Origin of the sequence: Vibrio barjaei (assembly GCF_001639065.2) — a bacterium.
GTDB classification, from domain to species: domain Bacteria; phylum Pseudomonadota; class Gammaproteobacteria; order Enterobacterales; family Vibrionaceae; genus Vibrio; species Vibrio barjaei.
The window spans coordinates 51,992-64,781 of record NZ_LQXO02000026.1 but is presented as its reverse complement, the minus strand read 5'-3'; the positions used below and the strand labels follow the sequence as shown (position 1 = coordinate 64,781).

Annotated in this window: 12 protein-coding genes; 4 read left to right on the top strand and 8 right to left on the bottom strand. The window is 44.6% G+C overall.

What is annotated here, in order from left to right; all coding sequences use genetic code 11:
- Positions 1–18: 18 nt before the first annotated feature.
- From AWH66_RS12925 to AWH66_RS12910, 4 genes are all read right to left on the bottom strand, one after another.
- The gene (locus AWH66_RS12925) at positions 19–996 is read right to left on the bottom strand and encodes a Gfo/Idh/MocA family protein (RefSeq protein WP_063606443.1); all 978 of its coding nucleotides are present in this window, start codon (positions 994–996) and stop codon (positions 19–21) included.
- A 151-nt stretch (positions 997–1,147) separates the two neighbouring features.
- Positions 1,148–1,669 (bottom strand): NADPH-dependent FMN reductase, encoded by a 522-nt coding sequence (locus AWH66_RS12920; RefSeq protein WP_063606442.1) that lies wholly within the window; start codon positions 1,667–1,669, stop codon positions 1,148–1,150.
- A gap of 113 nt (positions 1,670–1,782) precedes the next feature.
- The gene (locus tag AWH66_RS12915) at positions 1,783–2,046 is read right to left on the bottom strand and encodes a YfcL family protein (protein WP_063606441.1); all 264 of its coding nucleotides are present in this window, start codon (positions 2,044–2,046) and stop codon (positions 1,783–1,785) included.
- A gap of 24 nt (positions 2,047–2,070) precedes the next feature.
- Positions 2,071–2,601, bottom strand: coding sequence for an elongation factor P hydroxylase (locus AWH66_RS12910; RefSeq protein ID WP_063606440.1), 531 nt, complete (start codon positions 2,599–2,601; stop codon positions 2,071–2,073).
- Between the two features lie 194 nt (positions 2,602–2,795).
- On the opposite strand from AWH66_RS12910, the gene AWH66_RS12905 reads away from it, so the two are divergent.
- Both AWH66_RS12905 and AWH66_RS12900 read left to right on the top strand, forming a co-directional pair.
- A complete protein-coding gene (locus tag AWH66_RS12905) occupies positions 2,796–3,419 on the top strand; it encodes a trimeric intracellular cation channel family protein (RefSeq protein ID WP_063606439.1) in 624 nt (207 codons plus the stop codon).
- A gap of 179 nt (positions 3,420–3,598) precedes the next feature.
- Complete coding sequence (locus AWH66_RS12900; protein WP_006070010.1) at positions 3,599–4,069, top strand: hypothetical protein; 471 nt, start codon at positions 3,599–3,601, stop codon at positions 4,067–4,069.
- Positions 4,070–4,166: 97 nt separating this feature from the next.
- On the opposite strand, the gene fusA is transcribed toward AWH66_RS12900, so the two are convergent.
- From fusA to prmB, 3 genes are all read right to left on the bottom strand, one after another.
- Positions 4,167–6,182 carry an elongation factor G gene (gene fusA, locus AWH66_RS12895; protein WP_063606438.1) on the bottom strand — a complete coding sequence of 672 codons (2,016 nt, stop codon included), beginning with the start codon at positions 6,180–6,182 and terminating at the stop codon, positions 4,167–4,169.
- A 272-nt stretch (positions 6,183–6,454) separates the two neighbouring features.
- Positions 6,455–7,540, bottom strand: a complete 1,086-nt coding sequence (gene aroC, locus AWH66_RS12890) for a chorismate synthase (RefSeq protein ID WP_063606437.1) — start codon at positions 7,538–7,540, stop codon at positions 6,455–6,457.
- A gap of 157 nt (positions 7,541–7,697) precedes the next feature.
- On the bottom strand, positions 7,698–8,630 hold the full coding sequence (gene prmB / locus AWH66_RS12885) for a 50S ribosomal protein L3 N(5)-glutamine methyltransferase (protein WP_063606436.1): 933 nt from the start codon (positions 8,628–8,630) through the stop codon (positions 7,698–7,700).
- A gap of 62 nt (positions 8,631–8,692) precedes the next feature.
- Between prmB and smrB the strand changes: the two genes are divergently transcribed.
- The gene (gene smrB / locus AWH66_RS12880; RefSeq protein ID WP_063606435.1) at positions 8,693–9,223 is read left to right on the top strand and encodes an endonuclease SmrB; all 531 of its coding nucleotides are present in this window, start codon (positions 8,693–8,695) and stop codon (positions 9,221–9,223) included.
- A gap of 4 nt (positions 9,224–9,227) precedes the next feature.
- On the opposite strand, the gene sixA is transcribed toward smrB, so the two are convergent.
- Positions 9,228–9,692, bottom strand: coding sequence for a phosphohistidine phosphatase SixA (gene sixA, locus AWH66_RS12875; protein ID WP_063606434.1), 465 nt, complete (start codon positions 9,690–9,692; stop codon positions 9,228–9,230).
- Between the two features lie 293 nt (positions 9,693–9,985).
- Here sixA and AWH66_RS12870 point away from each other — a divergent pair, with 293 nt between their 5' ends.
- Positions 9,986–12,769 carry an insulinase family protein gene (locus AWH66_RS12870; RefSeq protein ID WP_063606433.1) on the top strand — a complete coding sequence of 928 codons (2,784 nt, stop codon included), beginning with the start codon at positions 9,986–9,988 and terminating at the stop codon, positions 12,767–12,769.
- The last annotated feature ends 21 nt before the right edge of the window (positions 12,770–12,790 follow it).

Here is a 12,790-nt window from a genome sequence, read left to right as displayed (position 1 = left end):
CTTTACTTTTTCTATCGGTTATTTGTCAGCTGGGAACACCACACCCGTCTGCAAACGTACTTCAGTAATTATTCTCGAAATATCCAACGAACGCTGCATCGCATGCGGATCCATTTCTTGCGCAATAATCATAGAAGCAAACGCCTCAGCTTCATACATCATGCTGTTCTCTACTTGTGGAAGCGACACGCTGGTAACTTCACCGCTTCTTTCGCGCTTTTCAAAGCCTAGACACTCAGAAAAGTGAGTAAGTAATAAGCTCGCCTCTTCACCTTGAATCTCGCTCGCCGCGTAACTGTTACTCACCTTTGAATGCTCCAGCGTCACATCAAAGTCCGGATAACTTAGTAATACAGTGCCGTGCGCATCAACGCCCGACTCCAGTAAATGGCCAGACGCTTGAATCTTGCTTGGGGCGCCAAATAACTCAACCGCTGCAGCAACGGAGTAAAAACCAATATCCATAATAGAGCCATTAGAAAACTCAGGATTGAATGTATTTGGATTGTCGCCATCAAGGTATCTTTGGTAACGGGAGGAATATTGGCAATAGGTCAAATGAACCTTATGTAGGCGACCTAGTTCCTTCGTGGCTTTTTTTAACTCGATAAAGTTAGGTAAGTACGCCGTTTTGAAGGCTTCCATTAGGATGACGCCGTTCTCTTTGGCAACCTCCAACATCTGCTCAACTTCTTTAATATTCGAAGCTAACGGCTTTTCACAAATCACGTGTTTGCCCGCGCGCATAAGTTGAATCGCTTGCTGGCAGTGCAGACTGTTAGGAGAAGCAATATAAACTGCGTCAATGTCTGTCGATATACCGAGCTCATCTAAACTATCAAAAAACGACGTCGCTCCAAGAGGCTCACCAAAACGCTTTGCTGTCTCTAGCGCTCGAGAATAAACGCCACGCACGGTGAATTTTCCACTTTCTAGTGCCGCTTGGGCAAACTTCTCACTAATCCAATTGGTTCCTACTATCGCAAGCTTAATCATGATACATCCTTATGATTTTAGTTTGTTGTTAGGGTACTCCTTCGGTAAGCCAAACACCAAATGAATTAGTGATTATTGATAAAGTAAAGTCAGGACGAAGGTGACAGGTTCTATGAAGAGTATATAGGCGGCCAATGCCGCCTATATCGATTTATAACTGTTTAACTGCGGTTTGAATTTGCTCAGCGAGTTCTGCATTGCGCAAACTTCCCGCTTCCAAGTCAAAGTTGTCGTAAAAACTTGGCACCGAGATTGTGGCTTTCACGTTACCGCCAAAATAAGGTGCAGAGTTAGCCGCAGCAGCAAGAACGTTGCTCGCGCCACCAGGGCCTGGCGAAGTCGCTAAGTAAATTGCTGGAATCCCCTTGAATACTTCGCGCTCAATACGTGTTGCCCAATCAAACAAGTTTTTATACGCCGCAGGATGATGGCCATTGTGTTCTGCGAAAGAAATAACCAAAGCATCAGCTTGATGAATAGCCGTTAAAAACGTCTTTGCCCCTTCTGCTTGGCCAATTTCTTTTTCTTTATCTTCGCTAAACATTGGCACATCAAACTGGGTAAGATCGAGTACTTCAACGTCCGCGCCTTCAATCAAATTTGCAGCATAAGTAGCTAATGCTTTGTTGATAGAAGTACTGCTCGTGCTGGCTCCGAATGCGATTACTTTCATGACAAGTTCCTTATTAGTGACAACGTTTTAAGAAGTTGTTTAAAGGTTAACCTATCCATCATTTTCAACAAGCGAGTAAAACCAATCAAATCAATCAATTTTTTCGAACAAGATTAGATCTCGGCTTGTAGTTCGGTCCAAAGATCGTTCACTATGATTCTATCGGCTGGTGACAATTCAGATTTCGCTTCATCAATGCTAGCCTGAATACGAGTTTTGAACTCTGCCAGATCCACTACTCCTTCTTCCTCACAAGAAGCCGCTGACAACGAAATGTGGCCGCGAAGATACCCACCAGCAAACAACTCATCTTCGGATGCGTCTTGGATGCGAGAATCAATGGTCTCTAGAAGTTTTTCTTCATATTCGATGATCATAGTTTAGGTCTTTCCTAGTTTGCTCTAACGAACCGCAAATTGGTCACGGCTAAGTTCAGGGGTTTGATAAAACTGTCTTAGTGCTTGAGAAAGTGCCAATACCCGCTTAGGGATACCTTTAGAAAGTATCACCATTACCTCGTCGTGTACTTTACTCATAAATGCCACTCTATCTGGCTCAAAATCGCCGCTTAGATTGTCACAACTTACGGTAAACGGAAAACCCGCACTGACCGATAAAATCCATTCATAAGCTTGAGGGCGAATTTCTACTTTCTCAAATTCACTCTGCACTTCCTGAGTACGCCCATCAGGATGATACCAGTAGCCAAAATCTTCCAATAATCTTCTTTCAGGTCCCGCCACACACCAGTGTGCAATCTCATGTAAGCCTGAAGCGTAAAAGCCCCGTGCAAAGACAATACGATGATATTCCGTTGTTTCGTCGGCAGGTAAATAGATAGGCTCATCTCCACCAAGCTCTAGCTTAGTGTTGAATTCCTGATAGAAAGTTTGGTTAAAAATAGTAATTAAATCTTGGTACTGATGCTGCATAGTGACAGTTAAGCGAAAACAATTGGGGCGTATTGTCTATGGAATTTTGCTAGAGGTAAAGTCTTGAGGTGAAGGAACAAGTCGTATCATTAGTTTTATTAATCAGAAAAACGTTTCCTTTATATAATATTTCATTCGTCACAACGCCTTTATGCCACTACACTAGCGCATCTTTTATTTTCGAGTATCGTGTCATGTTGCTAAGTGTCTTATATATTATTGGGATTACCGCCGAAGCAATGACTGGCGCACTGAGCGCTGGCCGTCGCAATATGGACTGGTTTGGAGTTATGTTAGTAGCGAGTGCTACCGCTATCGGCGGTGGTACCGTTCGCGATATTCTGCTTGGTCATTACCCCCTTGGTTGGGTAAAACACCCTGAATTTCTCGCCATCACGTGTGTGGCAGGTGTTCTCACTACTGGGCTTGCCAAATGGATCATCAAGTTCAAAGGGGTGTTCATTCGTTTAGATGCACTTGGTCTTGTTGTCTTCACCATCATTGGCACTAACGTCGGGCTTGGCATGGGATTACACCCGTTTATCTGTATCGTTTCCGGATTAGTAACCGGCGTTTTTGGTGGCTTGTTGCGTGACTTGATTTGTCGTCAGACACCTCTGGTACTACACCAAGAGCTTTACGCGTCGATCTCCGTCATCGCTGCTTGTTTGTACCTTGTTCTTCTGGAATACGGTGTGAGCACTTTGACCACAACGATAGTTACCTTAGTGATCGGTTATACCCTGCGCATGGCAGCGGTTCGGTTTAAATGGCGTTTGCCTTCTTTCCAACTTGATAGTGAAGAAGCCGTCCACTAAGCCCAATTCAACACCACTTTTCTCTTAGCTGATATTTACTAAGTAAATATCAGCTATCTTCTCCGCTCTATCGCTCCTACTCTCTTCTGCTTTTATAGTAAGACTCATCCAAAGCAACCAACATTAAATGTTAGCTGCGCAGCAACGTTTGCTCGTGGCCGCACAATAGGTACTCAACTATGTTTAAGTCTAATTCTTTAAAAGCACTCGCGATCGTTATGGCTATTTTCGCAACGGGATGCGCGTCTAATAAAGCTACGGATGGCGAGGAAGAGAATCGAAATGCAGCGCGTAATCGTGGTGCTATTGGTGGTGCACTTATTGGCGTCACAGCAGGTGCTTTAACTGGTAGCCCTGAAGTCGCGGTAAAAGCTGGCACTATGGGTGCGGTTGCCGGTGGCGTATCGGGCTCCATGAAAGATACCGCAGAAGCGAGAGAAACTGAACGTACCGAGATCCTTGCCGAGAGCTTGGACAAAGATACGCGCAGCGAATCAGAAAAACGTGTTGCCGAGCTTGAAGCAGAAATTCGAATTAAAGAACTTGAGCAGCAAATCGCAGAGATGGAGCAGCAAGAACAAGCCACGGATTCGGAAAATGACCAAACTACAACTAAACTAGAATCACAACAAGAGAGTGACAGATCCTAACTTATAGCGTTTGAAGAATAACAACAACGTCGGTTGGAAGCCCCTGCAACCTCATTCGAGGTGCGGGGCTTTTTTCATAGTTTAGGAAATATCAGAATCAATCAGCGCCTTCACATACTTTCTTCTGTATCGTTGGCGGTGCAGGTTCGTAGTGGCTGAGCGTCATACTAAATCGTCCTTCGCCACCCGTCAGTGCTTTGAGGCGTCTCGAGTAATCTTGTAGTTCGTTAATTGGCGACTTGGCTTCCAGTAATGTACTACCAAACGCCCCCTGTTCGCTGCCAACAATCAACCCGCGATTACCGGACAAGTCGCCAGATACATCACCTACTGACGCAGTTGGTATCTCAAGTGTTAAATCCACAATCGGCTCCAATACTATTGGACCTGCCTCCTCAACCGCTTGCAAAAAGGCTTTCTTGCCTGCGATAACAAAGGCAATTTCTTTTGAGTCAACAGAGTGGTATTTGCCATCAAACACTGTCACTTCAATATCGCGAATTGGGTTACCGGAAATCGCCCCTTCTTCAAGGGCCTGTTGAATGCCTTTCTCCACAGCTGGGATTAATGCCGTTGGAATGGCACCACCTACCACTTTATTGACAAACTTAAACCCTGTACCTCTCGCCAGCGGTTTTACTTTTAGCTGTACCTCTCCAAACTGCCCAGCTCCACCACTTTGTTTCTTATGACGATATTGAGCTTCTGCTGGCTTAGTAATGGTCTCGAAGTATTCAACGCTTGGCTGACTGGTTTCAACGTCCAACTTAAACACTTTAAGCATTTTTTCGAGCGCAATTTTGAGGTGGAACTCGCCCTGTCCACTCAAGACCGTTTCATTGGTGCGGGTACGATGCTCAATTTTCAGCGTCGGATCTTCTGCGGCAATCTTAGCTAGAACATCAGATAGCTTCTGCTCATCCCCGCGTTTTATGGGGCGCAGGGCTAGGCTGTACATAGATTCAGGGAAGTTTAGAGTTTTAAACGCCACTCCATCTTCATCATGGGAGTCATGAATGACTGAATCAAACTCCAGGTCATCCACCTTAACAAGCACACATAAATCGCCGGCCTTAGCACTGCTTATCTCTTGGCGTTTTTTACCTTGCAGATTATATAAATGGCCCACTTTGAATGCCTTGCTGCTATCTCCAACAAACAACTGGCTACCTGTTGTGAGCTCTCCTTGGAAAACTCGAACATAAGCAAGCTTGCCCATGTATGGATCTACATTTATTTTGTAGACATGTGCTACCGTATGGTCTCGTTTATCACAATCTATTGATACTCGTTTGCCATTTTTCTCTAATAAAGGTGGGTTACCTTCATCAGGCATTGGCATAATTTCTGCCAATGTACGAAGCAGAAGATCACAACCTGCCCCCGTATCGGACGATACGAAACATACTGGTATCACATGCCCAGTGCGCAATGCTTCCTCAAATGGGTCATGAAGCTGCTCTGGTGTTAACTCTGAGCCTTGTTCTAGATAAAGCTCCATCAAAGCTTCATCTACCTCTACTACTTGATCGATAAGTAGTTCATGGGCATCTTCAACTCCGCTAAACAAGGTCGCCTGCTCTGGGTTAGGTTCGAAGTAACAGTCTATGACCTCTGCGGGTTTATCGGATGGTAAGTTTATTGGTAAACACTGAGCACCAAAACGTTGCTCAATATCTTCTAATAGTGCCGCTAATTTATCGGAGTGTTGGTCAATCTTGTTCACCACGATCATTTGGCATTTTTTCTGCTCTTGAGCAAATTTGAAAAGGCGTTCTGACACTTGGTTAATCGGTAAACTGGCATCAAGAATCAATGCTGTCGTTTCAACAGCAGGAAAGATACTCAAAGTGCGGCCAAGCAGCTCAGCCTGTCCCGGAGTATCAATAATATTCATCTGGTGTTTTTGCCAAGAGAGCGTGATGGGGGTTGCTTCAACACTATGCTGGTAGTGTATGGATTGATCATCAAAATCAGTGATGGTGTCACCATCTTCCACATGACCAAGATGTTGGCTGGAATGGGACTCAAAAAGCAGGCGTTCAATTAGGCTGGTTTTACCGGTTCCTGTTTGACCGACAAAGGCAATATTTCTGATTTCATGTTGAGACATAATGGACTCCTAAAATGATTGGAAACAAGCACAGTTGCATCGAGTCGGCGGTTACCCGCCAGCTCGTCTTCCAAGTCATTTTTCGGATCCTTCTGTCCAATAAATGCACTCCTTTTCTCGATGAAGTTCTAGTGTGACCCTATACCCCTAAAAATATTGTGACTAATTTCATATCATCATTAATTTTGAGCATTTATTGTCCAAGACGTGATGAGGTACAAAAAAAGCCTCGCAGCAGTACTGCGAGGCTTCAAGTCTGTTACTTATTCCAACTAGATAAAGGGAGTTTCTGTTGTTACACCATGGTTTTGACCACGATGACGCAATAAGTGATCAAGGAGAACAATCGCAAGCATCGCTTCCGCGATTGGCACAGCACGAATGCCCACGCAAGGGTCGTGGCGACCTTTAGTAATTAGCTGAGTTGGCTCACCAGTTCGAGTAATTGTGTCTCCCGGAACGGTAATACTTGATGTTGGTTTTAGAGCAATATTCGCAACGATATCTTGTCCGGTAGAAATACCACCTAAAATGCCCCCAGCGTGGTTGCTTGAAAAGCCTTCAGGCGTTAAAGGGTCACGATGTTCGCTGCCTTTTTGGTTTACCACATCAAAGCCATCGCCAATCTCGACACCTTTAACAGCATTAATGCTCATCAATGCATGAGCAATATCGGCATCAAGACGATCAAAGATAGGCTCACCAAGGCCAACTGGTACATTGGTTGCCACTACTTGCAGCTTAGCGCCAATGGAATCACCCTGTTTTTTTAGGTCACGAATCAGCTGATCAAATGCTTCGACTTTATCAACGTCAGGGCAGAAGAACGCGTTGTTTTCGATTTCATTCCAATCGACCTTATCGATAGACACATCGCCCATTTGTGACAAGTAAGCGCGAATTTCTACACCAAATTCTTGTTTCAGGTATTTCTTTGCAATTGCACCAGCCGCAACACGCATTGCGGTTTCTCGAGCTGATGAACGACCACCACCTCGATAATCACGCACACCATACTTTTGGTGATAGGTATAGTCAGCATGGCCGGGACGGAATTTATCTTTAATTTCCGAATAATCTTTAGAACGCTGATCGGTGTTTTCAATCAGCAGGCCAATGGATGTACCTGTCGTTTGACCTTCAAACACCCCAGAGAGAATTTTCACTTCATCAGGTTCACGTCTCTGAGTAGTGTACTTTGAGGTACCTGGGCGGCGACGATCTAAGTCTACTTGCAGATCGGCTTCCGTAATTTCTAACCCTGGAGGACAACCATCAACGATACAACCCAATGCAATACCGTGACTTTCTCCAAATGTTGTTACACGAAAATGTTGTCCGATGCTATTTCCTGCCATTACTTCCTCTGTCTGTCAGAACAAGCTATACCGAGCTTGTTCAATGCCTGTCTGTTCTTCGTGATTTCATAGTGACGACAAAGGCAGACGTTGTAAACCCCCAAACAAAAAAACGCCGCAATTCTCATTGCGGCGCCTTCAGTCATCTCGTTAACGATCAATCTTTGTAGATTGCAAATTCCTCAGCGTGGTCAACAAGCTGCTCTCGTGTCAGCATAAACACGCCGTGGCCACCGTTCTCGAACTCAAGCCAAGTAAATGGAATATGAGGATACTGTTCCATCATGTGAACCATGGAGTTACCCACTTCACAAATAAGAATACCGTTATCAGTTAGGTAGTCTGGTGCATTAGAAAGAATACGACGCACCAATTTCAATCCATCAGTCCCTGCTGCAAGGCCAAGCTCCGGCTCATGAGTGAACTCTTCTGGTAAAGAATTCATATCTTCTTCATCCACATATGGTGGGTTAGAGACAATCAGGTTGTATTTCTCTTTCGGCAGATCGCGGAACAAATCAGAACGAATTGGGAACACTTGTTGCTCGAGGCCGTGGTCTTGAACGTTTTGTTCTGCAACTTCCAATGCATCGGTAGAGATATCAATCGCGTCCACTTCGGCATCAGGGAAAGCATGTGCACATGCAATCGCAATACAGCCACTGCCAGTGCACAGGTCCATGATGCGTACCGGTTCTTCACTTAACCATGGCTGGAACTGCGCCTCAATTAATTCACCAATTGGAGAACGCGGCACTAATACTCGCTCATCAACGAAGAACTCTAAACCGCAGAACCACGCTTTGTTAGTCAAGTAAGCTGTTGGAGTGCGATCGTTAATACGCTTAATCACACGCTCAACGACTCGAAGACGCTCACTACTTGTTAAGCGTGAGTTCAAAACATGCGGTGGCACATCGATAGGTAAGTACAGCGTTGGCAGAATCAGCTGAACCGCTTCATCCCAAGCATTGTCGGTGCCGTGGCCGTAAAAAAGACCCGCTGCGTTGAAACGACTAACCGTCCAACGAATCAAATCTTGTAATGTGTGAAGCTCAGAAACGGCTTCTTCCACAAAAATCTTATCCAAAATTGCCTCCAAAAAGCGCTACAATACTGCTAATAACCTAATTTAATGAGTTGTTCCCATTAATGAGCCAGAAAGACGACAATGCCGATGATGATTTCGGTCTATTCCGGGACGCAGTACAAGGCGTAAAAAAGTTGCGACAGGATACCATAGTCCAGCAGCCAAACCGAAATAAGAAACAAAAAGAAGCGAAAAGAACCAATAGAGAAGCGAAAGACGCAGAGTTTTACTTCTCGGACGAGTTTGTTCCGCACTTAAGCGATGAAGGGCCAACGCGCTATGCTCGCGATGATGTGTCTACGTATGAAGTAAAGAGGTTACGTCGTGGCGTCTATGTGCCTGATGTTTTCTTAGACATGCATGGCATGACACAACAAGAAGCAAAACGTGAATTAGGCGCAATGATTGCTCATTGCGTGAAAGAGAACATTCATTGTGCTTGCGTTATGCATGGCATCGGCAAGCATATTCTGAAACAAAAGGCGCCTCTTTGGTTGGCGCAGCATCCAGACGTAATGGCGTTTCACCAAGCACCACTCGAATTTGGTGGTGATGGTGCTCTGTTGGTATTGCTTTCAATACCAGAAAAGTAACGTACTAAGGGTGAATGTGCCAGAGCACTTCGCCCTGCCGTCTCTCCACATTATACTCAATACACACTAGGCCGGATGTTGGAAACATTGGCGCACTGATATCACCGACAAATTCGGCGGTTAGGTAACCAACCAACGGCAAGTGCGACACCAGTAAAATTGATTCTAGATTTTCTAATTCAGCAATAGCTGAAACATACTCAACAACGTCTTCCGCTTGGCCATAAGGCGTAATACCGTCAGAAGTCACTACATCGCTACTACTAAACTCACTACTAATTGCAGCCCAAGTTTGTTGCGCTCTCAGGTATGGGCTCACCAGTACTTTGTCAAACTCCGCGTAACCTTGCTGTTTGCAAGCTCTCGCAACGATTACCGAGCATTCTTTACCGTGAGATGTTAGAGCGCGCTCTTCGTCACTAGGCGCGTAATGGACAGCCTCGCCATGGCGCATTATAAAAACTTTCATATGTTTACCTGATTCTACTGATGGTTAACTTCATCGTTCCATCGATACAGAGCTATACTTATTTAAAAAAATTAATTATATCAATTCACTTGCTAAAGGCTTCGACTTTCTTAACAATTTAATAAGTAGTCTAAAAATATTTGTAACTTTGTTTTTGCGTGTCTCTTATTTATCGTCATAATTATTTTACTTAAGTATTGGTAAACCCTGTTAGTACCAATAGTGAGACATTGCTTTTGTTGCCAGGTGCTTGGTTGAGCTGTCCAAGCTTCCGCTTAATCTGGAGAAGATAAGTGCATCTAAGTCCTAATGATAGTCGCTCCTATCGCTACCTTACTCTCAACAATGAGCTAAGAGTGCTGCTTATTCAAGATATGCAGGCTCAAAAATCGGCCGCCGCTCTGGCCGTTAATGTCGGTCATTTTGACGATCCTGACGATCGTGAAGGGCTAGCTCATTACCTGGAGCATATGCTGTTTCTCGGCACAGACAAATACCCCAAAGTTGGTGAATTCCAGTCTTTTATTAACCAACATGGTGGCTCAAATAATGCGTGGACAGGCACTGAGCACTCGTGCTTTTTCTTCGATATTTATCCAAACGCCTTTGAAAAAGGTCTCGACCGTTTCAGCCAGTTTTTTTCTGCCCCTCTTTTTAATGAGGAAGCGCTCGACAAAGAACGTCAAGCGGTAGATTCAGAGTACAAACTAAAGCTGAATGAAGATGGACGACGTTTGTATCAGGTCCAAAAAGAGACTATTAACCAAGCTCACCCATTTTCTAAATTTTCCGTCGGCAATATCGACACGCTAAGTGATAGAAATGGGCAAAGTATTCGCGAAGAAATTGTTCGTTTTCATAACGAACAATACTCTGCTGACCTTATGACATTGGCACTCATAGGTCCTCATGAGCTTGATGAGCTAGAGCAATGGGCTGCTGGCAAGTTTAGTGATGTGGGTAATAATCAATTACACGGTAAAGTCGTTGATGTCCCTTTTACGACTGAAGAACATACCGAAGTTCTAATTCAAGTAGAACCTATTAAAGAGATCCGCAAGCTGATTCTCTCTTTCCCATTGCCGGCCACGAATCAGCATTATCATCAAAAGCCAATGTCATACTTCGCCAACTTACTGGGCTACGAAGGTCAAGGCAGCTTAATGCTTTATCTTAAAAACAAAGGGTGGATTACCTCGCTCTCTGCGGGTGGTGGAGCGTCAGGCAGTAACTTTCGTGAGTTCAGTGTCAGCGTCTCTTTGACACCTGTCGGCTTAGAGCATGTCGATGAGATCATCCAAGCCGTTTTCCAGTTTACCGCGCTAATAAAGTCCGACGGCATGGATGAATGGCGCTACGATGAAAAAAGGGCTGTCACCGAATCAGCGTTCCAGTTTCAAGAACCTGCACGCCCATTAGATCTCGTTAGCCACCTCGTAATGAACATGCAAAACTATTTGCCAGAAGATATTGTCTACGGCGACTATAAAATGTCTGGTTATGATGAAGAGCTATTGAAACAATATGGTTCCTATCTCACCACAGACAATTTGAAAGCAACCTTAGTCGCTAAAGAGCAACATTACGACCAACAAGCGAAGTGGTATTTTACACCCTATTCTGTAACGCGTTTTACTGACGAACAGTTAGCATTCTTTAATCAGTTGCCTGCGTTTTCTGAGCTTCCATTTGGATTGCCAGAGAAAAACCCATTTATTAACTACGATTTAAAGACCTACCCTGTTGAGTCCAATGGTGAGCACCCTGAGCTAATTGAAGACCTTGATGGCTTTAGGCTGTGGCACCTACAAGACGATAAATTCAACGTCCCAAAAGGCGTAGTGTTTATTGCTATCGATAGTCCTCACTCTGTCAATTCGCCCAAGAACATTGTCAAGACTCGCTTATGTGTTGAAATGTTCCTCGACTCATTGTCTGAAGAAACTTATCCCGCTGAAGTCGCTGGCCTTGGGTATGATATGTATGCACACCAAGGTGGCGTTACACTGTCCATCTCAGGATTCAGTAAGAAACAGCCGCAGTTACTGGAAATGATTCTTAAACGATTTGCGTCTAGGGAATTTAACCCTGCCCGGTTCGAAAGCATCAAATCTCAACTGCTGAGAAGCTGGCGCAATACCGCAAAAGATCGTCCTATTTCTCAGCTGTTCAACACCATGACCGGGATATTGCAACCGAACAACCCACCTTATCCGGTGCTAATCGAAGCACTTGAGTCTATCGAGGTGGACGAGCTACCGAACTTCGTTCAGTCTATTTTGTCCGAGCTGCATATTGAAATGTTTGTCTACGGTGATTGGCATCGTCAAGGCGCGCTCGATATCGCCACTACTTTGAAAGATGCCCTTAGACTGAATAATCAAAAATACGAAGAAAGCCTACGTCCTTTGGTCATGCTTGGGGAGAATGGCAGTTTCCAAAAAGAAGTGTTCTGCGACCAAGATGATTCTGCCATCGTGGTTTACTATCAGTGTGAAGATATTGAACCAAGAAGCATTGCGCTGTACTCGTTGGCGAACCACCTAATGTCCGCCACCTTCTTCCATGAAATTCGTACCAAGCAGCAACTCGGCTATATGGTTGGCACCGGTAATATGCCGCTTAACCGCCACCCTGGTATTGTGTTGTATGTCCAATCGCCAAATGCGGCGCCCAACGATTTGATTCGCTCAATCGATGAGTTTCTTAACGCCTTCTACATGGTGTTACTAGAACTTAATGATTACCAGTGGCACAGCAGTAAGAAAGGGCTTTGGAATCAAATCTCAACCCCTGATACCACATTGCGAGGACGAGCTCAGCGACTGTGGATTGCTATTGGCAACAAAGACACCGAGTTTAACCAACGAGAGAAGGTGTTAGCTGAACTTAAATCACTCACAAGGGCTGATATGATTCGTTTTGTAGTGAATGAGCTAAAGCCAAGAACCGCCAATCGACTGATCATGCACAGCCAAGGTAAAGCGCATATAAATGCGCCGCGTTTAGACCTAGGTTTAGAGATAGGCTCAATTGAAGAGTTTCAATTAAGGCCGAAGGATACGGATTTAGGATAATAAAAACCCCTCATTCGAGGG

Excerpts from the sequence above, each read along its gene's own strand:
- smrB (WP_063606435.1), top strand. The coding sequence starts at position 8,693 with ATGAGCCAGAAAGACGACAATGCCGATGATGATTTCGGTCTATTCCGG.
- fusA (WP_063606438.1), bottom strand. The coding sequence starts at position 6,182 with ATGTCTCAACATGAAATCAGAAATATTGCCTTTGTCGGTCAAACAGGA.
- AWH66_RS12900 (WP_006070010.1), top strand. The coding sequence starts at position 3,599 with ATGTTTAAGTCTAATTCTTTAAAAGCACTCGCGATCGTTATGGCTATT.
- AWH66_RS12910 (WP_063606440.1), bottom strand. The coding sequence starts at position 2,601 with ATGCAGCATCAGTACCAAGATTTAATTACTATTTTTAACCAAACTTTC.
- AWH66_RS12925 (WP_063606443.1), bottom strand. The coding sequence starts at position 996 with ATGATTAAGCTTGCGATAGTAGGAACCAATTGGATTAGTGAGAAGTTT.
- aroC (WP_063606437.1), bottom strand. The coding sequence starts at position 7,540 with ATGGCAGGAAATAGCATCGGACAACATTTTCGTGTAACAACATTTGGA.
- AWH66_RS12915 (WP_063606441.1), bottom strand. The coding sequence starts at position 2,046 with ATGATCATCGAATATGAAGAAAAACTTCTAGAGACCATTGATTCTCGC.
- sixA (WP_063606434.1), bottom strand. The coding sequence starts at position 9,692 with ATGAAAGTTTTTATAATGCGCCATGGCGAGGCTGTCCATTACGCGCCT.
- AWH66_RS12920 (WP_063606442.1), bottom strand. The coding sequence starts at position 1,669 with ATGAAAGTAATCGCATTCGGAGCCAGCACGAGCAGTACTTCTATCAAC.
- AWH66_RS12905 (WP_063606439.1), top strand. The coding sequence starts at position 2,796 with ATGTTGCTAAGTGTCTTATATATTATTGGGATTACCGCCGAAGCAATG.